24 protein-coding genes are annotated in these 21,726 nt (G+C 62.3%); 15 read left to right on the top strand and 9 right to left on the bottom strand.

What is annotated here, in order from left to right; genetic code table 11:
* Window positions 1-6: 6 nt before the first annotated feature.
* The 4 genes from Q1V51_RS08325 to Q1V51_RS08310 all read left to right on the top strand — a co-directional run bounded on the left by Q1V51_RS08325 (window position 7) and on the right by Q1V51_RS08310 (window position 2,862).
* Complete coding sequence (locus Q1V51_RS08325) at window positions 7-813, top strand: hypothetical protein (RefSeq protein WP_300555251.1); 807 nt, start codon at window positions 7-9, stop codon at window positions 811-813.
* Window positions 814-823: 10 nt separating this feature from the next.
* Window positions 824-1,405, top strand: coding sequence for a DNA-3-methyladenine glycosylase I (locus tag Q1V51_RS08320; protein WP_300555249.1), 582 nt, complete (start codon window positions 824-826; stop codon window positions 1,403-1,405).
* 26 nt (window positions 1,406-1,431) lie between these two features.
* Complete coding sequence (locus Q1V51_RS08315; RefSeq protein WP_300555246.1) at window positions 1,432-1,641, top strand: hypothetical protein; 210 nt, start codon at window positions 1,432-1,434, stop codon at window positions 1,639-1,641.
* Between the two features lie 105 nt (window positions 1,642-1,746).
* On the top strand, window positions 1,747-2,862 hold the full coding sequence (locus Q1V51_RS08310; protein WP_300555243.1) for a beta-ketoacyl-ACP synthase III: 1,116 nt from the start codon (window positions 1,747-1,749) through the stop codon (window positions 2,860-2,862).
* 30 nt (window positions 2,863-2,892) lie between these two features.
* On the opposite strand, the gene Q1V51_RS08305 is transcribed toward Q1V51_RS08310, so the two are convergent.
* The gene (locus Q1V51_RS08305; protein ID WP_300555240.1) at window positions 2,893-4,104 is read right to left on the bottom strand and encodes an ammonium transporter; all 1,212 of its coding nucleotides are present in this window, start codon (window positions 4,102-4,104) and stop codon (window positions 2,893-2,895) included.
* A gap of 495 nt (window positions 4,105-4,599) precedes the next feature.
* Between Q1V51_RS08305 and Q1V51_RS08300 the strand changes: the two genes are divergently transcribed.
* Window positions 4,600-5,715: a beta-ketoacyl-ACP synthase III gene (locus Q1V51_RS08300; RefSeq protein WP_300555237.1), complete on the top strand. Its 1,116-nt coding sequence runs from the start codon at window positions 4,600-4,602 to the stop codon at window positions 5,713-5,715.
* A gap of 11 nt (window positions 5,716-5,726) precedes the next feature.
* Window positions 5,727-6,737, top strand: coding sequence for a hypothetical protein (locus Q1V51_RS08295; RefSeq protein WP_300555234.1), 1,011 nt, complete (start codon window positions 5,727-5,729; stop codon window positions 6,735-6,737).
* 42 nt (window positions 6,738-6,779) lie between these two features.
* Here the strand turns inward: Q1V51_RS08295 and Q1V51_RS08290 are convergent, their stop codons facing one another.
* Window positions 6,780-7,154 carry a hypothetical protein gene (locus tag Q1V51_RS08290; RefSeq protein ID WP_300532612.1) on the bottom strand — a complete coding sequence of 125 codons (375 nt, stop codon included), beginning with the start codon at window positions 7,152-7,154 and terminating at the stop codon, window positions 6,780-6,782.
* A 150-nt stretch (window positions 7,155-7,304) separates the two neighbouring features.
* Here Q1V51_RS08290 and Q1V51_RS08285 point away from each other — a divergent pair, with 150 nt between their 5' ends.
* The 7 genes from Q1V51_RS08285 (at window position 7,305) to nadC (ending at window position 13,353) form a co-directional block, all read left to right on the top strand.
* Entirely contained in the window at window positions 7,305-7,922 is a 618-nt protein-coding gene (locus Q1V51_RS08285; protein ID WP_300555232.1) for an HD family hydrolase, read from the top strand.
* A 10-nt stretch (window positions 7,923-7,932) separates the two neighbouring features.
* Window positions 7,933-8,904, top strand: a complete 972-nt coding sequence (locus Q1V51_RS08280) for an NAD regulator (RefSeq protein WP_300555230.1) — start codon at window positions 7,933-7,935, stop codon at window positions 8,902-8,904.
* Window positions 8,905-8,977: 73 nt separating this feature from the next.
* Window positions 8,978-9,187: a hypothetical protein gene (locus Q1V51_RS08275; protein ID WP_300555228.1), complete on the top strand. Its 210-nt coding sequence runs from the start codon at window positions 8,978-8,980 to the stop codon at window positions 9,185-9,187.
* A 209-nt stretch (window positions 9,188-9,396) separates the two neighbouring features.
* On the top strand, window positions 9,397-10,524 hold the full coding sequence (gene nadA / locus Q1V51_RS08270) for a quinolinate synthase NadA (RefSeq protein ID WP_366522722.1): 1,128 nt from the start codon (window positions 9,397-9,399) through the stop codon (window positions 10,522-10,524).
* Window positions 10,525-10,533: 9 nt separating this feature from the next.
* Window positions 10,534-10,959, top strand: coding sequence for a hypothetical protein (locus tag Q1V51_RS08265; protein ID WP_300555224.1), 426 nt, complete (start codon window positions 10,534-10,536; stop codon window positions 10,957-10,959).
* Entirely contained in the window at window positions 10,952-12,496 is a 1,545-nt protein-coding gene (locus tag Q1V51_RS08260) for an L-aspartate oxidase (protein WP_300555221.1), read from the top strand. Before Q1V51_RS08265 ends, Q1V51_RS08260 begins: the two co-directional genes overlap by 8 nt.
* Window positions 12,497-12,504: 8 nt before the next feature.
* Window positions 12,505-13,353 carry a carboxylating nicotinate-nucleotide diphosphorylase gene (gene nadC, locus Q1V51_RS08255; protein ID WP_300555218.1) on the top strand — a complete coding sequence of 283 codons (849 nt, stop codon included), beginning with the start codon at window positions 12,505-12,507 and terminating at the stop codon, window positions 13,351-13,353.
* Here nadC and Q1V51_RS08250 read toward each other — a convergent pair.
* Window positions 13,350-13,649, bottom strand: coding sequence for a hypothetical protein (locus tag Q1V51_RS08250; protein ID WP_300555216.1), 300 nt, complete (start codon window positions 13,647-13,649; stop codon window positions 13,350-13,352). The genes nadC and Q1V51_RS08250 overlap by 4 nt on opposite strands.
* Entirely contained in the window at window positions 13,646-14,203 is a 558-nt protein-coding gene (locus Q1V51_RS08245; RefSeq protein WP_300555213.1) for a phosphoribosyltransferase family protein, read from the bottom strand. Before Q1V51_RS08245 ends, Q1V51_RS08250 begins: the two co-directional genes overlap by 4 nt.
* Window positions 14,204-14,293: 90 nt before the next feature.
* Here Q1V51_RS08245 and Q1V51_RS08240 point away from each other — a divergent pair, with 90 nt between their 5' ends.
* Entirely contained in the window at window positions 14,294-15,304 is a 1,011-nt protein-coding gene (locus tag Q1V51_RS08240; protein ID WP_300555211.1) for an alpha/beta hydrolase-fold protein, read from the top strand.
* Here the strand turns inward: Q1V51_RS08240 and Q1V51_RS08235 are convergent.
* The 5 genes from Q1V51_RS08235 to Q1V51_RS08215 form a co-directional block, all read right to left on the bottom strand.
* Complete coding sequence (locus Q1V51_RS08235; RefSeq protein ID WP_300555209.1) at window positions 15,301-15,930, bottom strand: hypothetical protein; 630 nt, start codon at window positions 15,928-15,930, stop codon at window positions 15,301-15,303. The two genes, Q1V51_RS08240 and Q1V51_RS08235, sit on opposite strands and share 4 nt — an antisense overlap.
* A 98-nt stretch (window positions 15,931-16,028) precedes the next feature.
* A complete protein-coding gene (locus Q1V51_RS08230) occupies window positions 16,029-16,505 on the bottom strand; it encodes a response regulator (RefSeq protein WP_300555207.1) in 477 nt (158 codons plus the stop codon).
* Window positions 16,506-16,562: 57 nt separating this feature from the next.
* A complete protein-coding gene (locus Q1V51_RS08225) occupies window positions 16,563-17,537 on the bottom strand; it encodes an ATP-binding protein (RefSeq protein ID WP_300555203.1) in 975 nt (324 codons plus the stop codon).
* The gene (locus Q1V51_RS08220) at window positions 17,534-19,837 is read right to left on the bottom strand and encodes an ATP-binding protein (RefSeq protein WP_300555200.1); all 2,304 of its coding nucleotides are present in this window, start codon (window positions 19,835-19,837) and stop codon (window positions 17,534-17,536) included. Before Q1V51_RS08220 ends, Q1V51_RS08225 begins: the two co-directional genes overlap by 4 nt.
* Before the next feature lie 248 nt (window positions 19,838-20,085).
* The gene (locus tag Q1V51_RS08215; RefSeq protein ID WP_300555197.1) at window positions 20,086-20,556 is read right to left on the bottom strand and encodes an NUDIX domain-containing protein; all 471 of its coding nucleotides are present in this window, start codon (window positions 20,554-20,556) and stop codon (window positions 20,086-20,088) included.
* A 183-nt stretch (window positions 20,557-20,739) separates the two neighbouring features.
* On the opposite strand from Q1V51_RS08215, the gene Q1V51_RS08210 reads away from it, so the two are divergent.
* Window positions 20,740-21,726, top strand: a complete 987-nt coding sequence (locus Q1V51_RS08210) for a calcium/sodium antiporter (protein ID WP_300555194.1) — start codon at window positions 20,740-20,742, stop codon at window positions 21,724-21,726.

Genomic DNA, 21,726 nt, shown 5'->3' with positions numbered 1-21,726 from the left:
GATGTCATGACCGAAACTCACTTCCGCCTGCCCGCCCGTTCCATAATCACACTGACCGGCCCGGATGCCCGTTCGCTGCTGCAGCGCGTCATCACCGCCGATGTCGACACGCTGGCACCCGGCCAGTGCCGGCCCGGCGCGCTGTTGACGCCGCAGGGCAAGATCATCTCCGACTTCATGATTTTCGGTCGCGAGAACGGGCTCTGGCTGGACGTGCATGAAAGCGCGGCGGAAGCCCTGAAGAAGCGCCTGACGATGTACAAGCTGAAAGCCGACGTGGCGATTGCGCTGGATGAAACGCTGATGGCGGTCTGGAGCGAGGCCCCGTTCGCCGAAGCCGCCACAGATCCGCGCCTGACCGGGGTCTATCGTGCCATCCTGCCGGTGACAGACATCGAAACCCGCTCGCTCGACGAGGTCGAGATCACCCAGGGCGTGCCCGCTTTTGGTCGCGATTACGGCGAAGCCGAGGTCTTCCCCACCGACGTCAATCTTGATGCCTATGACGGCGTCGGCTGGACCAAGGGCTGTTTCATTGGCCAGGAGGTCGTGTCACGCATGAAGCGGCGCGGTACGATCCGCAAGCGCTCGCTCGCGGTTCTCGCTGACGGCCCGATTGAAACCGGAGCATCGATCACTGCAGGATCATCCACGATCGGCGAGATCAGCGCAGCCTCCGGACATAACGCTGTCGGCAGGGTCCGTCTCGACCGCTTGGAAACGGCGGAAGAAATCCTCATGGTCGGCGAGACCGAAGTGCGTATCGACTTGCCCGACGCACTCAAGCCGGAACCGGCGCCACAAAAAGTCTGATCGGACGGACATGACCGAACACCGCTGCGCCTGGGTGACGCCCGGCGACGACCTCTACGCCCATTATCACGACACCGAATGGGGTGTGCCTGAATACGACGCGCAGGCCCTGTGGGAAAAGCTGATGCTGGACGGCTTCCAGGCCGGCCTCGCCTGGATCACCATCCTGCGCAAGCGCGACACCCTGCGCGACGCCTTTGACGGGTTCGAACCGGAGCTGATTGCCCGCTATGACGAGGCCAAGAAGACCGAGCTGCTGGGCAATCCCGGCATTATCCGCTCCGGGACCAAAATCGATGCCGCCATCGGCAATGCCCGCGCCTATCTGGAGATGCGCGATCAGGGTCTCGATTTTTCCGACTATCTCTGGGACTTCGTCGACGGCACGCCAATCCAGAACGAATACAAGCGCCTCAAGGATATCCCAACCAACACCCCGCTCAGCGCCCAGATCTCCAAGGACCTGAAAAAGCGCGGCTTCAAATTCGTCGGGCCAGTGATCGTCTATGCCTTCATGGAGGCGGTCGGCCTGGTCAATGACCATGAGATCACTTGTCCACGTCACCAAGCCGTGCAAGCCTTCGTTCGCTAGCCGGGCTGGGTCAGCGAGGAGACGATATGCGCACGCTTTTGACAGGACTGGCGATCGCGGTGAACGGTCTGGCCATGACCGCCTGCTCGACCTTCGACACGCCCACCGCCGCCGAGATGGGCGCTGCGGTTTGTGAGCCGGCCGGACCGCATGATGCGACGGCGCCGGGCGAATGGATCTGCGAGGGCGAGGATGGCTCCGACCGGGTCCAGCCGCGCCACCGGGTCGAGCACTAGCCGTCCTGCTTTTTCGATCCCGGGCCGCCAAACGCAGCTGACCGGGTGACGTTCAAGGCCAATGCCACTAATTTCCCGCCAGCCCAAACCGAGGGAGTAAGGCGTATGAATGCAGTGATCCGGTCGACCGGACTTTGGCATCCGGAAGAAACGGTCAGCAATGATGAGCTGGTCGAATGCTTCAACGCCTATGTCGAAAAGCACAACGCCGAAAACGCCGACGCCATTGAGCGCGGTGTCGTTGAGCCGCTCAACGCCTCCTCGACCGCCTTCATCGAAAAGGCCTCTGGCATCAAGTCGCGCTATACGGTCGACAAGGCTGGCGTGCTTGATGTGGAGCGCATGCGCCCACGCGTTGCGCCGCGACCGAATGAAGAGATTTCGCTGATGGCCGAGGCCGGCCTCGCGGCAGCCAAGCAGGCGCTGGACAATGCCGGCCGCGACCCGAAGGATGTCGACGCCGTGATCTGCTCGGCCACGTCGATGCAGCGCACCTATCCGTGTATCGCCATCGAGATCCAGCAGGCGCTGGGCATTGAGGGCTTCGGCTATGACATGTCGGTGGCCTGCTCCTCCGGCACGTTCGGCATGATCTCCGCCATCAACATGATCAAGACCGGGATGGCCAAATCGGTTCTGGTCGTGACCCCGGAAATCACCACGCCGCAGCTCAATTTCCGGGATCGCGACAGCCATTTCATCTTCGGCGATGTCGCCGTGGCGGCCCTGATCGAGGCGGAAGACGTCGCCGGTGATGAAGGCTGGAACATCCTCTCCACGCGGATGGTGACCCAGTATTCCAACAATATCCGCTCGAATTTCGGATTCCTGAACGCCTCCGAAGACCCCGAGCCGGTCTTCGAGGAGCGCTATTTCGTGCAGGAAGGCCGCAAGGTCTTCAAGGAAGTCTGCCCGATGGTGATCGAGCTCATCCTGACCGAGCTGGGCAAGATGAAGCTCTCGCCTGCCGACATGAAGCGGATGTGGTTGCACCAGGCGAATATCAACATGAATATGATGATCGCCAAGAAGGTCTATGACCGCGATTTCGAGCCGCATGAGGCTCCGGTCGTGCTTGACGAATTCGCCAATATTGCCGGCGCCGGTTCGCTGGTCGCCTTCCACCGTCACCATGACGGGTTCGAGGCGGGCGATAAGGGCCTGATCTGCTCCTTCGGTGCAGGTTATTCGGCCGGAACGATCTTCCTGGAGAAGCGCTAGGCGCTTCTCCCCGGCGGCCAGGGTGCTGACCTAGCTCCCGACCGATTCCCCATGCAGTTCGGTGTCGAGCCCCTTGCGTTCAGCTTCCTCGCTGACGCGCAGACTCATGAATTTCGACATCACGAACAGGATGATAAAGGTCACCGCACCGCTGTAAACAGCCACCGAGAGCGCGCCCCAGGTCTGAGTCCAGACCTGCAGCAGATTGCCCTCAATCGCCCCGGCCGCTCCGCCGATCGCTTCGACCGCGAACACACCGGTCAGCACCGCCCCGACAAATCCGCCGACCCCGTGCAAGCCGAAGGCATCGAGGCTGTCATCAATCTTGAGCAGGCGTTTCAGCCCCGTCACGCCCCAATAGGCCCCTGCCGCGCCGCCTGCACCAATGATGAATGCTGCCCAGGCGGGCACGAATCCGGCAGCCGGGGTAATCGCCACCAGGCCCGCGACCGCGCCTGACGCGGCGCCCAGCGCGCTGGCCTTGCCGCGCAGGGCCCATTCCAGGATCATCCAGGTCAGCGCTGCGGTCGCAGCTGCAATCTGGGTCGTGACGAAGGCATGGGCCGCAGCCCCGTCGGCCGCCAGGGCCGAGCCGCCATTAAAGCCGAACCAGCCCACCCAGAGCATGCCGGCACCGATCAGGGTGAGGACGAGATTATCCGGGATCAGCGCCCCGCCCGGCCAGCCGCGCCGCGGACCAAGCACCTTGGCCAGGACCAGGCCAGCGACACCGGCATTGATATGGACCACCGCGCCTCCAGCAAAATCGAGCTTGCCGGCATCTCCCAGGAAACCACCGCCCCACACCCAGTGGCACACCGGGGCGTAGACCAGAATCAACCAGAAGGCCGCGAAAATCAGGAAGGCCGAGAACCGGATCCGCTCCACCGCCGCACCGGCGATGATCGCCACGGTGATAATGGCGAAGGTGAGCTGGAACATGAGGAAGAGATTGGCCGGCAGATCGCCATTCATCGTCTCAGGCGCAATCCCCGCCAGGCCGGCATTGGACAGCCCGCCAACAAAGGCATTGACCGGACCGCCATCAGAGAAGGCCAGGGAATAGCCCACCAGCGCCCACAGCACCGTCCCAACCGCCGCCGCGCCAAAGCTATGCATCATCGTGGAAAGTACATTCATGCGCCGCACCATACCGGCATAGAAGAGCGCCAGGCCCGGCAGGGTCATCATCAAGACCAGAGCCGTCGATGTCAGCACCCAGGCATTATTTCCGCTATCCACGACGATCTCCTCCACATCCGCTACTGGCATGTTGCGTCGCAGCAGAGCTAGGAACAGGGCTGCCAGCCTGTCCATGCATTTGCGCGGATATTGTGCGGAAGGGTCGATTGCGCTCGAATTTAGTGCAAACCTGCCTCAAAACCGTGCAGACGCGCAAAAATTTTCGGCTGACAGAAAAAATGGCCCGGCTGCGGTTGAGCAGCCGGGCCAGTTATACGTCTTCAACCGGGGAGGAGTGGTTTCGACGCTAAAAACTCGCTGCAGCGCCTCGAGACAGACTCGATTGCTGCGTCGCAACAATGATTGGTGCAGCGCAGCAGGAGGTCAAGGGGGTCGGTGAAGTTTTCCGCTGAATAACGCTCATACGGAAAGTTTTGGGCGAATTAACCCGGCCTGGAACCGGGAATGCACGTTTGTTTTACGGTGCAGCGCCGCATTGATTAGACGAAATCATCGGCTAGGCTGAATGGCGAGGGAAGAAACGGGCCAATAATCGTGCGCAAAAGCATTATCCGGTCGACGGGGCATTACATCCCGGAAGCCGTTATTACCAATGAGGAACTCGTTGCCAGCTATAATGCCTGGGCCGAGCGCTTCAATTCCGACAATGCCGCCGCCATCGCCTCTGGCGACATGGCCGAGCAGCTTTTGTCGAGTGTCGACTTTATCAAGAATGCCTCCGGCATCGAACGCCGTCATGTCGTTGAGAAGTCGGGAATTCTCAATATCGACACGATGACGCCAAAAATTGCGCCGCGCGCCTTCGAAGAGGTCGCCTTTCAGGCCGAGTTCGCCATGAAGGCAGTCACGCCGGCCCTGGAAAAGGCCGGTGTCTCCGGAGCGGACGTAGATGGCGTCATCGTCGCCTCCTCCGCCCAGCAGCGTAATTTCCCGGGCCTGGCCTGTGAGATCCAGGAGATGATCGGCTCGAACGGGTTTTCCTTTGACCTGACCATGGCCTGCGCCTCGGCCCTATACGGCCTGCATATCGCCAATGGCATGATCCAGTCCGGCCAGGCCAGGCGCATGCTGGTCTGCTCGCCAGAAATCATGACCTGTATCAATGTGCATTCGCGCCGTGATGTGCACTTCATCTTCGGCGATGCCTCAAGCGCCATTCTCGTCGAGGCCGATGAGGGCCAGGATGGCGGCTGGGACGTGGTCGGCACGCATTGTCAGAACAAGTATTCCATCGCCCTGCGCTCTGATTTCGGCTTCATCAACGCGGCCGAGCGCACGGTGCAGCCCGATTATGCGCCAGGTCTCGACCAGGACGGTCACAAGGTCTTCAAGGACGTGGTCGGCTTCGCGCCGACCGTCGCCCGCACGATGATGCAGGATATCGGGCTGGAACCGGCCGATGTGCGCCGGACCTGGCTGCACCAGGCCAATATCCGCATGGTCGACATGATCGCCAAACGCATTCTCGGCCGCGACCGCACCGAGGAAAACGCCCCGGGCATCCTGCACGAATACGGCAATACCTCCTCGTCTTCAGTGGTCATCAATTTCGAGCAGAACTCCGAGGACATGGCTTCGGGCGAACACGGCGTGATGTGCGCCTTCGGCGCGGGCTATGGCGTCGGCGCTGCTGCCGTGCGCAAACGATAGGAACAGATACGATGAAATATCCGGCTTTCGGCATCGCCCTTCTCACCCTCACCGCCTGCTCCGCACCAGACCAGGAAGCGGTCGAGGACGCCCCCGCAGACACGCCGGAAGCCGTCGTTGAAGAGGCTCAGCCCGCGGCAGAAGAGGCCGCGGAGGACGCGACTCCGGCGATGCCGGGCAATGACATCTTCATCTATACGCTGGAATGGGAAGACGGTACGCCGGCACTGGGCGATCGCGTCACCCAGATCGACCGGCCGGGCTATGACAACCAGCCCTTCTTCACGCCCGACGGCACCGCCCTGCTCTACACCGCCGGTGATAATGTAAGCGGTGAGACCGATATCTGGCGCCTCGATATTGCTTCCGGCAACACCCAGCCGGTCACTCGCACTCCGGTGGAAAACGAATACTCGCCGCGTATCGCGCCCAATGGCATGGGACTGACCTATCTGCTGCAGCCGGAAGGCGGCTATGCCGGCAATGCGACGCTGGCCCGTTTCGACAATTCCGAACGCGAGCTGGCCCATGACCTCGCCCCGGCCGGTTATTATGTCTTTTCCGGGGACATGAACCATGTCGCCGTTTTCTATCTCGGTGAGCCGGGCAGCGAAGGGCCCTTCACCCTGCAGCTGATCGATCGCACCACCGAGCCGGAAACCGTCACCCAGATTGCCGAAAATCCCGGCCGGACCCTGTTCCGCGCACCCCGCGGCCAGGCGGCCTATTTCTCCGTGGGGGATGCCGAAACCGGCGCACATACGGTGCATACGCTCGATTTTGCCAGCGGCACTGCCGTGGCCCTGTTCGATCTACCCGGCACCAGCCAGGACTTCGTTTCCATCGGCGCGCCTGATGACACGGTCGACTTCCTGTCCACCCATGGCGACCAGATCGTATGGCGCGATGGCGAGGGCAGCTGGCAGGCCATCTTCGACCTCGCCGGCGCCGGCCATAACGGCGTCACCCGCCTGGCCGTGAGCCCGGACCGGTCGATGCTGGCGCTGGTCGCTGAGGAATAGGTGTGAGCGCCCTCCCCCGCTGACGGAGGAGGGGGCAAGTCACTAAACCGGCTGCGCCTCGGTGATCTTGTAGGTCAGATCATCGCCATCGGCTTCGTGGATGGTGAGGTATTCGCCGACACGCATGACATGCTCACCGAGGCGGAAGACCGGCTCATCCGGGCCTTCATGTTCTTCGTCATAATGGAAGAACCAGTGGCTGCCGCGATGGGTCAGCCAGCCATCTGCCTTTTCAGCCTCATCGGGCGAGAAGCGGTCAACGGTGCATTTGGCGCGTTCGGCCCGCCAGAGCTCGACATCGAGATGCCCGTCCTTGTCCAGCGGTGCGACAACGACATAGCCGTGATTATCATCGCCCTCAGGGTAGCCGGCATCCGGATTACGGCCGAGGCGCATGACGATACGGGTCAAGGACATGGATTTCTCCCTCATTTGTTTGTCATCATATCAACCTGCCCGGGCGGCCGCGTCCAGCACTTCCGGCGCGTCAAACACGCGCAGGGCTGTTGGCAAGGTCAAAGCGCTTCTGCTACACCCCGGCGCCCGCTTGATGAGGAAACGTCCCGCATGTCCAAAGACGCCGCGAAGTCGAAAGCCCCACGCGCCTGGCAGCGCATGATTTCCGGCCGGCGCCTGGACCTTCTCGACCCTTCCCCCTTTGATGTGGAAATCGAGGATATCGCGCACGGCCTGGCCCGTGTGGCGCGCTGGAACGGCCAGACCAAGGGCGATCACGCCTTCTCCGTTGCCGAGCATTCCGTTGTGGTTCTTCAGATTCTCGACAGCCTCTATCCGGGTCTTGATGCGAAACTGCGCCTCGCCGCCCTGCTGCATGATGCACCGGAATACGTCATCGGCGATATGATCAGCCCGTTCAAAGCGGCTCTGGGCGTGGACTACCGCGCCTTTGAAGACCGGCTGGAAGCGGCCGTGCATCTTCGCTTCGGTCTGCCGCCCAAGCTGTCCAAGGAAAACAAGCGCAAGATCAAGCGCGCCGACATGATCTGCGCCTATTTCGAAGCGACCCAGATCGCCGGCTTCACGCATGAGGAATCGGTCAATTTCTTCGGCCGGCCGCCGGCCGGGCTGGAGATCGCCATTCGCCCCCTGCCGGTGAAACAAGCCCAGCTGCTCTTCCTGGAACGGTTTGAAACGGTACTGGCCGAGGTCGAGGCCAAAGGGTAGAAGCGAAGCCATGGCAGCGCTCGACAACAGCCTTATCGTCGGTCTCAACGCGGTGATCCTGTCCGTGGATGCGGACCGGCCGCGCGTCCTGGTCGTGGCTCAGGAAGACGGAGATGTTGCCCTGCCCTTCGGTCCGTTTGACCCGAACGAACACCGCACATTCGAGATCGGCCTGCGCCGCTGGGTGGCCGAGCAGGCCCGCTTCCAGCTCGGCTATGTCGAACAGCTCTACACCTTCGGCGATCGCGGCCGTGAGGCGCCGGTCGCCGCCATGGGCGGCTCGGACGATGCCCGCATCATCTCGGTCGGTTATCTCGCCCTTACTCCGGACACCAAGACCCCGCCCGATGGCGGTGGTATCTGGCAGGACTGGTACAGCTACTTTCCCTGGGAGGACTGGCGCCCGGGCAAGCCGGCGATGATCGACGAGGAAATCCTGCCCCGCCTGTCGGCCTGGGCCGATGAGGCCGCGGTGCCCGGCCGGCGCGCCGCGCGCCACGACCGGCTGAAGCAGACCTTCGGCCTTGGCGGGTCGAGTTGGAATGAGGAACGCGTCCTGGACCGGTTTGAACTCCTCTACGAGGCCGGACTGATCGCCGAGGCAGCGCGGGATGGCCAGGCCGAGCGCGATCCGGGCTGCGACGGCCTCGGACGGGTGATGGCCTCGGATCATCGCCGGATTCTGGCAACTGCCCTCTCCCGCCTGCGCGGCAAGGTGAAATACCGCCCGGTCGTGTTCGAGCTGATGGAAGACCGCTTCACGCTTTCGGACCTGCAGCATGTCGTCGAAGCCATTATCGGCTATCGTCTGCACAAGCAGAATTTCCGGCGCGCGCTCGACCGGGCCGGCTTTGTTGAGGGCACGGGCAAGTTCGAAAGCCAGACCGGCGGTCGACCGGCGGAGCTGTTCCGCTATCGCCGCGAAGCCCTCGCCGGCCTGCCCTCGCTGGGCCTGGCCACGCCGCGGCTAAAGGACGCCTGACGCAACCTCTGGATCAATGCCTGGACTAAAACTACCCCTGGCCGTAGGGTGGCCCTCGAACAGGGGGGTGAAATTGCGTACCATCGTCACAAGCATTGGCATCGCTATCGCCTACGGCATCGCCCTGATTTCAGCGATCAATGGCCTGTGGTGGCTGGCCGGTCTGATCGCTGCGTCTACGACCATCGCCCTGGTGAGCCTGCCCCCTTCGACGACACCGCCCAAGCGGGCCGCTTTCGCGGCGATCATGCTGGCCTGCCTGATCGTCAGCATCTCCCAATAATCCCCGCGGCACGAGCCGGTCTTGCAGGCCGGTTTTTCCACATCCCCGCTTGCGCTTTGCTCAAACTGAGCATATATCGGTTCCGTCATTAGGCTCAGTTCGAGCATAAGGCGGTTCATCCGAGCCGCCGTTTATCGGATCTTGTAAATGCTCATTTAGAGCATAAAGGCGCGGGAAACATCACGTCGCCGAGACTGGGGAGTAATATGATGGATCGTCTGAATTGGGACGGCACGCCGACCAGCACCAATGCGGAAACCGCCCAGGCCTCCAACCCCTATCTCCTGCCCTATACCGACGAGGTCAAGGCGGCGACGGACCACCTCTATGAGCGGGTCAAACATGTCGTCACGCCGATGGAATGGCCGCAGAAGGCTGCGCTCATCCATGCCATCAACACGCTGAAGGCGGAAAAGAACGCGGTCATCCTCGCACACAACTACATGACGGCGGACATCTTCCATTGTGTCGGCGATCTGATGGGTGACAGCCTCGCCCTCGCACGCATGGCCGCGGAAAGCGATGCCGATGTCATCGTCCAGGCCGGCGTGCACTTCATGGCCGAGACCGCCAAGGTTCTCGCGCCGGAAAAGACCGTCCTCATCCCCGACATGGAAGCTGGCTGCTCGCTGGCAAGCTCGATCACCGGTGAGGATGTTCGCCGCATCAAGGCGGCCTATCCGGGCGTGCCGGTCGTGACTTACGTCAACACCTCGGCCGATGTGAAAGCCGAGTGCGATATGTGCTGCACCAGCTCGAATGCCGTGCAGGTCGTCAAGAGCCTCAACAGCGACACCGTCATTCTTCTGCCCGACCAGTATCTGGCAAAGAACGTCGCCGCCCAGACGGATGTGAAAATCCTGACTTGGGCTGGCAGCTGCGAAGTGCACGAACAGTTCACGACGGAAGACGTTCAGGACCTGCGCGATGCCCATCCGGGCGTGGTCATCATCACCCACCCGGAAAGCCCGCTGGAAGTGGTCCAGGCCGCCGACTTCGCCGGCTCGACCGCTGCCATGGCGGACTGGGCCCGCAATAGTGGCGCCAAGAAAGCCGTACTGCTGACGGAATGCTCGATGAGCGACAATGTCGCCGTGGAAGTGCCCGAGATCGAGTTCATCCGACCGTGCAATCTGTGCCCGCACATGAAGAAGATCACGCTGGAAAACATTTACGACGCCCTGCGCTTCGAGCAGCATGAAGTGCATGTCGATGCCGATGTGATCGAAGGCGCCCGCGCCTCGGTACAAGCCATGCTGGATCTGCCCAAGCCGGCCGCTCCGGCCAGTTTCGACCCGGCATGCCAGGAAAAGCCCGTGGATATCGTCACGGTCTAGGAGGACGGTGTGAAACTCGTCAGCCAGGATGGGCGCGAACTCTATGACTTTGGCGATGACCAAGACGGGCAGAACCTACTGAGCCTGCTGATCACCAATGCCAAATTCCAGGACGGACCATCCGACGCGGTGGCCCATAACGACAAGGTCAACGCCCTCTTGCGCGCGATTGACCCATCCAGCCTGGCCGGTTTCGAGCTGCATGCCGACCGGTTTGACGGCGAGGACATGATGAAAATCCGCCGTTCATTGCTGTTCCAGGCCGTGGGCCGGCATCTGGCTGGGCGGTTTTCTGACGCCGAACGCGACCGGCTGATCGAGATCAGCTTCTTTCCGATGAAGCTCAACCGGGCCCAGCATGCCCAGGTCTGCAAGGACCTCAACAAGGCGCTGGACGACTTCGCCGCGGCACGGGAGCGGGGCCGCAATGGCTGATCGAACACTCATCATCGGCGCCGGCATTGCCGGGCTTTGGGCGGCCCTGAAACTGGCACCCAAGCCCGTAACGCTGCTCACCGGCGCGCCGCTGGGTCAGGGCGCGGCCTCGGCCTGGGCCCAGGGCGGGGTATCCGCGGCGCTGGCCGACAATGATAGCCCCGAGCTTCATGCCGCCGATACGGTTCGCGCAGGAGCCGGCCTGGTCGATGCAGATGCGGCCGAGGCGATCGCCGCAGGCGCCGCAGCCGAGGTCGAGGCACTCGCTGCGCTCGGTGCACCGCTCGAGCGCGAAGGCGACAACTGGGCCCTGTCGCGCGAGGCCGCCCACTCCGCTCACCGGGTCGCCCGGGTCAAGGGCGATGGCGCCGGCGCGGCGATCATGGCGACACTGATCGAGGCCGTCCGGAAGGCGGATCATATCGAGCTCAAGGAAGGCTGGAAGGCGGTCCGCCTGCTCGGTGACGCCTCCGGGTGCACCGGAGCCGCGGCCAAGGCTCGGGACGGCCGGATCGAGCGGATCCACGCCGCGCAGACGGTACTCGCAACGGGCGGAGCCGGTGGCCTGTTCGCCCTGACGACAACGCCGGCCGGTGCACAGGGCCAGGCCATGGCGATGGCCGCCCGCCTCGGCGCCAGGATCCAGGACCCGGAATTCATCCAGTTCCACCCGACCGCCCTCAATGCTGATCTGGATCCTGCGCCGTTGTGTACAGAGGCCTTGCGCGGGGACGGCGCGGTGTTGATCGACAAGTCCGGCAAGCGTTTCATGAAGACGGTCCATGACGACGCGGAACTGGCCCCGCGCGATGTCGTGGCCCGCGCTGTTCATCGACAGAATACGAGCGGTCAGGGCGCCTATCTGGATTGCTGCGAGGCCATTGGCGACAGCTTCCCCGACCGTTTCCCGGCCGTTTTCGCCGCATGCCGGCGAGCCGGGATCGATCCGCGCCGTGAACCCATCCCGGTCGCGCCAACGGCGCACTACCATATGGGCGGTGTCATGACGGACATTGATGGGCGCACCAGGATTGCCGGCTTGTGGGCGATTGGCGAATGCGCCTCGTCCGGCCTGCATGGAGCCAACCGGCTGGCGTCGAACTCGCTCGCCGAGGGCCTGGTTGCCGCTGCGCGCTGTGCTCAGGCCATCGAAGCGGCTGCGCTGACCGTTGCTCGCGTGCCGGTATCAGACCCACCTGGTGATGCGGCCGCGCCATTGGTTGCTCTGCCGCCGCTCGCCCTGACCCGCCTGCGCCAGGCCATGTCGCGTCATTGCGGTGTCGAACGGACCGGGCGTGGGCTGCGGGAACTCCTCGCCCTGATCGACGCATTGCAGACCCGCTATGGCGATGCGGATACCCTACTGGCCGCCCGTCTGATCGTCACAGGGGCGCTGCAGCGAGAAGAAAGCCGCGGCGGGCATTTCCGTGTCGATTTCCCGGAGACACAGAAGCAGGCGCGCCATACCTGCCTGACGCTCGCGGCGCTGACATCTGCCCAAACCAACCAGCACCCCAACGCCCTCCCGGCTGAATAGGACACGCCATGACCGTCAATCCCATCCCGCCGCACATCCTGCGTGACGCAGTTACCCGGGCCCTCGCCGAGGATCAGGGCGGCCGGGGCGATATCACGGCGCTGGCCTGTATTCCGGTGACGGCAAACGCCAAATTCTTCTTCAAGGCGCGCGAGGACGGCGTCATCTGTGGCCTGCAGCCAGCTCTGGAAGCGATCTGGCAAATGGACCCCGAAGCCCTGGTCAAAACCCAGGTCGAGGACGGCGAAACCGTTGAAACCGGCGACGTAATTGCCAGCGTACTCGGCAAGGCCCGGGCGCTCCTTTCAGCAGAGCGTATCGCATTGAATTTCATGGGCCGGATGAGCGGTATTGCCAGCTTCACCCAGCGCTATGTCGCCGCCGTCGAGGGAACGGGTGTCCGAATAGCTCATACGCGAAAGACCACGCCCGGCCTGCGCGCCTTCGAACTGCAAGCCGTCCAGGCCGGAGGCGGAGCACTGCACCGTTTCGGGCTCGATGACGCCATCCTGATCAAGGATAATCATGTCGCCGTCTGTGGCGGCGTAGCGGAGGCGGTGAAGGCCGCCAAATCCAATGCCGGGCACATGACCCGTATTGCCGTCGAGGTGGACCGTCTGGATCAATTGCCGGCGGCGATCGAAGCCGGTGCCGAAAGCGTGCTGCTGGACAATTTCTCGCTCGAGGACCTGCGCGCCGCCGTAGCCGAAACCAACGGCCAGGTCATTCTGGAAGCCTCGGGCGGGGTCAATCTGAAGACGGTGCGCGGCATCGCCGAGACCGGGGTGGATGTCATATCCGTGGGCGCCCTGACCCACTCAGCGCCGAATTTCGATATCGGGCTGGACGAAGCCTAGGCGACCTTCGCCAGCAATTCCGCCAGCGTGCGCGCTCCGGACACCGGCTCCGGCAATACCCGCTCGCCGAAAGTGGTGCCCGCACGGAACTCCTCAGCCAGGCTGTCATACCAGATCAGGTCGCCTTCATGGCGGGCAATGACCCAGAACCCAACGCCATGTTCGGCTCCGTCCGCGGGTGACCAGACTTCCGGCTCGATGCGGATATCCGCCCAGAGCTCGGCCTGCTCAACGTCCAGCTGGCCCTCAGCAACCAGCACCATGCCACGGATCTGGGCCTCGGTGACCAGGCTCATTCTGTGTCTGACAGCGGCGCGGCGACGCCCTTGGCCGCTACCTCTTCCGGGCTGAGACCGCACAGCTCGTGCGGGAAGACGAGCCAGTCATCGCATTCATGGACATAGAAGTCCGGGGTCAGCTCCGTCGTGTTGCGCGCCGGCTTGTAATAGACCGTCGCGATACGGGTATCGATGGGATAATTGCGCCGCAGTTTGGACTTCAGCACGCGCAGGATCGCCTTGATCGACCGGCCGCTGTCAAACACATCATCGACGATCAGCACCCGGTCATTGGCGTCGAGCGTGTCGACCAGATAGCCCTCGCCATAAACCTTCACCTCGCGCGATTGCTGGTCGATCCCGGTGTAGGACGAGGTCCTCAAGGCGATATGGTCGGTCTTGATCCCCTTGTATTCGAGGAGTTCCTGCACCGCGATACCGACCGGCGCGCCGCCGCGCCAGACGCCGACAATATGGGTGGGAGAGAACCCGCGCTCCATGACCTGGGCGCCCAGCCTGAAACTGTCGCGCAAAAGCGCGTCAGCGGAGATGTAAGTCTTGGCAATGCTCATGCTGCAACTTGACCCGACTTGGCGCTGATCTCAAGCGCTTGCCTCGCCCCGTCGCATGACTAGGCTGGCGGCAAATCGCGAGAGGTTCCCATGCGCCGAAACAATGACATTCCTGCCGGTACCGTCACATCCATCACCGTTACCAGCCGAGCCATCGCCAACAACATGCTGGGCGACAGCCTCGAGCGCCGGGTCGATGTGTATGTGCCAGCTGGACATGACGGCAAGGACTTGCCGCTCCTGGTCGACCTGGTCGGGTTCACGGCCGGTGGGCCCAAGCATACGAACTGGCAGAATTTCGGCGAGAATGTCCCCGAACGTGCGGACCGGCTGATCGCAGACGGCAAGATGGCGCCCTGCGTGATCGCCTTTCCGGACTGTTTCACCCGGCTCGGCGGCAATCAGTACATCAACTCCTCGGCCATGGGGAATTGGGCGGATTTCCTGATCGAGGAATGCGTTCCAGCCATCGAGCAGCAATTCGGCTGCGGCGGAGACGGCAAGCGCGGTGTCTTCGGCAAGAGCTCGGGCGGGTATGGCTCCATGGTCCACGCCCTGCTTTATCCCGACTTCTGGGCTGCCGCGGCCTGTCATGCCGGCGATATGGGCTTCGAGCTCGGCTACGCGCCCGATTTCCCGCACACGCTGCGCCGCATCGCCAAAGGCGGCGGCACCATCGAGCGCTTTATCGAGAGCTTTGAAAACGCCGTGAAGCTGTCAGGTGACGACCTGCATGCGCTGATGATCCTGGCCATGGCGGCGACCTATGACCCCGACCCGGACAGCTATCTGGGCATCCGCCTGCCGGTGACGATGGACACGTGCGAGATCATTCCCGAACGCTGGGCACAATGGAAACGCTGGGATCCGCTGGAACTGGCCGATACGCATGGCGAGGGCCTGAAACCGCTCAAGGCGCTCTATATCGATTGCGGCGATGTCGACCAGTACAATCTGGTCTATGGCGCGCGTCGCATGACGCGCAAGCTCGCTGCCCTGGGCGTCGAGCATGTCTATGAGGAATTCCCCGACAACCATTCCTCGGTCGACTACCGGATGGATGTCTCCCTGCCCTATCTGGTCGAGGCGCTCAGCGCCTAGGCTGGGGCGACGATCCGGGGCTTGTTGCCACCCATGGCCGAACTCACGCTGGTCGCGACCACGGCGATACCCAGGCGCGCCACAATGGTGAAGAACAGCAGCAGGATCTTCTCGTCGGAGATGATGTAGCGAATACCTGCCGTCCAACGCCCCGGCAGCGGCAATTGTGCCAGCATGTCCTCAACATAATCGGCCGCATCCAGCATGGCGTGCAGCACGCCCTCCGCGGTCAGCGCCAGGGTCGACAGCATCAGGATCGCCAGGACGAAAGACAGCATCAGTGTCGAGATCATCGAGGCGGTCGAGGAAATCAAGCCCGGCGCGGCGACGTGATAGCGATCGCGCTGGGTGAAGCGGGTGAAGAGATTGCCGATAATGCCGAGCATGATGCGGGCAATGATTGTGAACAGGAGCAGGACGATCTTGTCGTCACTGGCATAGATGCGAACGAGATTGTTGTAGCGCTCCGGCACCGGGATCGAGACGATGGCGTCCTCGATCAGGTCGGCGCCGTCCTGAACCCAACCGAGCCATTGCGGCAGGTAGAACCAGAGCGAAACCAGCATGAACATGGCCAGAACCATGGACACAAACAGCGTCACCGAAATTCCTGTCAGACGGCCCATGGCCCCGCTCCCTTTATCCCCGCATCCTTCATAGCCCGCCTAAACGCCGGACACATGACAATACTCTTCGCAGGGGAATCCGGCGGGAAAACGGCAGACTAGTCGATCGGTTCCAGATCGGCGTCCGACTGTCCCGGCGCTTCGACGATCTGCACCCAGTATTCGCCGATCGAGTTGATCACACGCATCAGCCGGTCCAGCGAGATCGGTTTGACGATGTAGGAGGATGCACCCAGCCCATAACTCGACAGGATATCGTCTTCGCTCTTCGAGGTGGTCAGAATGATGATCGGGATATCACGCAGTTCGGGGTCGGCTTTGACCTCCTCCAGCGCTTCACGCCCATCCTTCAGCGGCATGTTCAGATCGAGCAGGATAATGCCCGGAAACGGCTCGCCCTTGAGATGAGCGTAATTGCCCTGACGCTTGAGATAATCGAGCAATTGCTCACCATTCTCGAGGAATTCGAGCGGATTCTTTAGGCGAACTTCCTCGCACGCCTCTTTGAATAGGAGGCGATCATCCGGGTCGTCATCCACCATCAAGATCGTGAAAAGCGCGTCTTCAGTGCTCATATGCCCGCCTCTTTGCTTGCACCAACCCGTAGCCCCCGCACCGGTTTTTTTCAACCTTTACCGCTGAGCCGGCAGAGCGAGGGTGAAGGTTGCGCCCTGCCCCGGCTGCGAGCTCGCGCGAAGCGAGCCCTTGTGGCGCTGGGCAATTTTCAAACACGTGGCGAGACCAATCCCAGCACCATCGTATTCACTGCGAGAATGCAGCCGTTCGAACATGGAGAAGATGCGCTCGGAATATTTCGGATCGAAGCCGATACCATTATCGGCGACGGAGATCTCCACATACGCCCTCCCGGCATGCTCGACCTTTGCCGCCGTGATCGTGATTTCCGGCGCTTGGCCCGCCGGCTGGTATTTCAAAGCATTACCCAGAAGATTTTGTAACACAATCCGTATCTGGCCCGCATCCCCATAAACGGTAGGCAGACCCTCGGCCGTGATCACCGCCTTGGACCGTTTGATCCGTTCCGACAGGGCATCGCGCACGAAGTCGACAAGCTGGTTCATATCGACCGTGTCAAAGCGAATATCGCGCTGGCTGGCGCGGGAGAACTCCAGCAGCGAATCGATAAGGTGCCGCATCCGGCTGGCGGCGTCAGTCATGCGTGCGAGATAATGCTGCCCGTCTTCACCCAGCTGATCATTATAGCGATCCGTCAGGCGCTGGCCGAAGCTCTCAACCTTGCGCAGCGGCTCCTGCAAGTCATGCGAGGCCGCCGAGGCGAAAACTTTCAGGTCCTCATTGATCCGGCCCAGCTCCTCGACGCGTTCAGCCGTTTGCCGGCGCTCACGCTCAGCCTCGGTCAGGCGGCTGGTCAGATACAGCGCCGACCCTAGCCCCGCCCCCGTCACGGCAATCACGGCCAAGGAAGCCAGCGCCCGCGCATCAGGCGGCAGCCCGGGCATGACCAGGGCTATAACAGCGCCAGCCGCCACAATCACCGGCAGAATGCCGATCAGCATATCGGCGCGAAACCCCGGTTCTTGCACGCCTGCTGTTGGACGTTTCGGGCGATTGCGGTCCGCGCTCATATCCCACCCCCTTGCCGGATCGGCAGGGTCAGCGTGAATACGGCGCCGGCATCAGGCTCGCCCCAGGCGGTCAGCTCGCCGGAATGGCGCTCGGCAATCTTGCGGCAAGTGGCCAGCCCCACCCCGGTACCGTCATATTCCTCGCGCCCGTGCAACCGTTCGAACATGCCGAAAATGCGCTCGGCATGGCGCGGTTCGAAGCCGATACCGTTGTCGGCAACGGCGATCCGCGCAACCGCCCCGGCATCGCCGACCTCCACCGAGCCTTCAATAGAGATAGAGGGCTGAATACCAGACCGCCGGAATTTGAGCGCATTGGCGATCAGATTGATGAAAAGCTGGTGCATCTGGCCGGGATCGGCCTCGATCGCCGGAAGTTCCCCGACCCGAATCTTGGCGCCCTCAGAGGCGATGCGCGGTTCCAGATCAGACACCACATCCGCGACCACGGCAGACAGTTCCACCGGCAGGAAGGACGTCGTCTTCGAATTGACCCGCGAATAGCTGAGAAGATCATCGATCAACTGCCGCATCCGCCCGGCCGCGTCGACCATACGCTCGAGATAATGCCGGCCGGTATCGTCAAATTCTGCACCATACTTGTTCGACAGGCGATCACCGAAGGCCTGGATCTTGCGCAACGGCTCCTGCAGGTCGTGCGAAGCCGCATAGGCGAATTCCTGCAACTCCGCATTCGAGCGCTTGAGCTCCTGGGCATAGCGGCGCAGGGCCTGCTCGTCCTGGCGGCGTTTGGTGATATCCCGGAAAGTCACCACGGCTCCGGCCGACACATCGTCTGTCTTGATGGCCGTGGTCGAATATTCGATCGGGATCGGCTGCCCACTCTTGGTCCAGAAGACTTCCTTGTCGTTGTCGATGATCGGCACGCCGGCGGTATGCACCGGGCACTCCTGAAGGGGATAGATTGATCCGTCGCGATTCGAATGGTGGATCGTGGCGTGCGCCGGGCGACCAACCAGCTCATCCTCGCTGTAGCCGAGCATTTCGCAGGCACTGCGATTGATGAAGCTGATCTTGCCATCACCATCAATGCCGTAAATACCCTCGCCCGCCGACATCAGGATCTGGCTCAGGCGCTGCCGCGCTTCATGGGTGGCGGCGGCGCGCTGGCGGCTGATATTGCGGTGCGCGCTGAACAGAACGGCGAGTAGGATGAAGGACAGGGCCATGGCAACGGCAAAGACGCGCAGCACGGCCTGGGCCTGGCTGGCGCCGGCCAGCGCCTCGGAGAGTTCGATCTCGGTAATGACACCGAAATCGCGCTCATCGCTCCACTGCCAGGCCCCCATGACCAGAACGCCGCGAGGATCGCGATAGCCGTCAAGATTCTGCCCGGCATTGCCGGCGGTCACATCGCGAGCGGCATAAGTCAGCGGCCACTCGCTGTAAGGACGCACGCTGGAAGAGACCGAGCGCAGCGTCATACCCGGATCTCGGGCATCAAGGTGAAGCATGGAGGGGTGTCCCTCCGACAACAGGCCGGCTTCGACGAATTGCGCGTCATAGCGCGAATTGCTGAGCAGGCGGCCGTCACGATTGACAACATAGGTGTCCCCGGACACACCGGTCCGGCCGACTTGGAAAGTCGAGGTATATTCGCGCATCGGGTCGACCTCGAAGATCAGGTACCCGACAAGACCGCTCGGCTCGCGCAATGGAATCACAAGACCGATGACACTGATTTCACTGTGCTCTTCACCCGATTGATCGGAAACCGGCCCATCCAGAATACGCGGGGCGGTCAGGCGGATCCCGTCGGGCTGTGCCCCGGCGGTGTTCAGCGCCTCGCTTAGCTGGCCGAGGCGTCCGATTTCCATGGCGGACAACACGCGACCACCCGCGTCAACCAACTCATAGCCGCGATAGCCATATTCAGCGACGCGGGTATCCAGGCGCATGCGGATATCCGTCTGCATTTGCGCGTCCGCCAGCGCCTCCGGGCTGTCCAGGCCCTCAAGCCCGCGAATAGTCGCAATCAGATCGGGATGATCGAGCCAGATACTGGCATGATCTTCCTGGTGCCCCGCCCAGGCTTCGAAGCGTTGAATGGTGTTGGACAGAACCGACTGCAGGGTGGAGGCGTTGGTCTGGCGCGCCGAATTCATCAAAGCCCGTTCACCGGCCGCCACCGCCAGGGCGACGATGATAACAAAGGCCACCGCCAGAATCCCGGGCAAAACCTGGGAAATCCAGGTTTCCGAGTCAGAGGCGTCCTGCCAGCTGGTGCTGTCATCACCCCGCCTCGGCTCGACTATCCTGTCTGGCCCTTGTTCCGACATATGCGTCTCAGCGAATCGATCCCAGTGTCAGTCTAGGCGTAACGCAACAAAGAAAGGACTAATAAAACACGCCATTGGCTGGCAAACACGGCAAAACTGAGCCGACGCCAGTCAGGCACGGTTCACGCAGACCGGAATAGAACATCACCGTGCGCCCCGCGGTGTGCCGGCCTTTCAGTCAGTTTTACCCTCGCATGGACGCTGATCGGCCGGCGCACCGCAACTTTTCGCCCCCCTGCGACGGGGCATTACCACGCCTCTGAGACCTTCCGGCCCCGGTAGTATTCGGCCAGGCGACGTTGCGTGCCCGGCGATGTGTCCGGTGGCAAGGCATCTGGCGCAAACCATCCCGTCTCCTCAATCTCACCGACACTATCGGGCTCACAGGTCTCGAACACGCTGGTGTGGAAGAGCAGGATGTGATCGCCCTTGAACACGGCATGGTTGGAGAATACGCCGACCAATCGCAGCGGAGTGATCGCCCGTAGGCCGGCTTCCTCTTCCAGTTCACGCATCGCCGAAAGGGCCGCCGATTCGCCTGTCTCGACGCCACCGCCGGGTAAATGCCATCCGCCGATATAGGTATGGCGCACCAGGACCACCTCGCCGGCCTTGTTTTCCGCGATAATGCGCACCCCCAGCGTGGTGCCGCGACGCAGGCGCCACCAGAGCTGAAACAGTGGTCTTACATAGGGTTCTACCCGCTGACGCCAGTTCATGGCACCAACATCGCTGGCCAGCGGCCACCAGCCGCGCTATGTACCCGCTCGAACCATATCTGTTGGGGAAATACCATGTTTGCTTTGTACGCTATTGGTGGCGTTGCTGCCGTGTTTGCTCTGCTCAATCTCATCGAATACCGCCGCGTCGATTAATTCAACGTCACAGCGGCGAGTAGTTTGATGTCGGCACCTGAGTTTATCGGCCTGATTCTCGGTGGAATTGTCGTCCTCCTATTCGGGGGCGACTTCCTCGTCCGCGGCAGTGCCGCCCTGGCTCGCCGCTGGAAACTGCCGCCGCTCTTTGTCGGCCTGACCATTATCGCCTTCGGCACTTCGGCGCCGGAACTTGTGGTCTCCGTACAATCCGCCCTGATGGGCGCGCCGGGCCTGGCGCTTGGCAATATTGTTGGCTCCAACATCGCCAACTTCCTGCTGGTGCTCGGCCTTCCGGCTGTCATCGGCACGATCCACACCACCACTCCCGGCCTGCGCCGCAATGCCATGATCGCCCTCGCGGCGGCTGTGGCCCTGATTGTGGTCGGCTGGGACCGCCAGATCGACATGCTGGAAGCCTCGATCCTAACGATCACCATCGTGCTCTATGTTGCCATTCTCGGCATTCTGGCCCGCAGCGACAGCGATGACCCGACCTTGGCCGAACTCACCGATGTCGATGGCATTGACGGACTTCCGGGAACCTGGCGCGGGATCTTTATCGCCATCATCGGTGGCCTGATCGCCTTGCCGGTCGGGGCACAGATGATCGTCATAGGTGGCACGGAAGCGGCCCGCGCGCTGAATGTGGACGAGTCGATTATCGGACTTACCGCTCTCGCTTTCGGTACCTCGCTGCCGGAACTGGCTACGGTCGTTATGGCTTCGCTGCGTCGTCAGGCTGATCTGGCGATTGGCAATATTCTCGGCTCGAATATCTTCAACGTCTTTGCCGTGGGCGGCGCGACAGGTCTCGCGGCGGGCGCTGCTGGCCTGACCCTGCCGATGCCGGAAAGCTTCTTCAGCCTGGACCTCTGGGTCATGCTGGGCGCCAGCCTGATCATCGCCGCCATTGTTCTGGTCCGACACCCGATCAACCGCCTGACCGGCGCCCTGCTTTTCGCCGGCTATGTCACCTATATTGCGGTGCTAGCCCGGACGGTACTCGGCTAA

It is taken from the genome of Maricaulis sp. (assembly GCF_030149235.1).
Lineage (GTDB): Bacteria > Pseudomonadota > Alphaproteobacteria > Caulobacterales > Maricaulaceae > Maricaulis.
The sequence above is the reverse complement of the archived record's forward strand: the minus strand, read 5'-3'. Positions and strand labels throughout refer to the sequence as shown.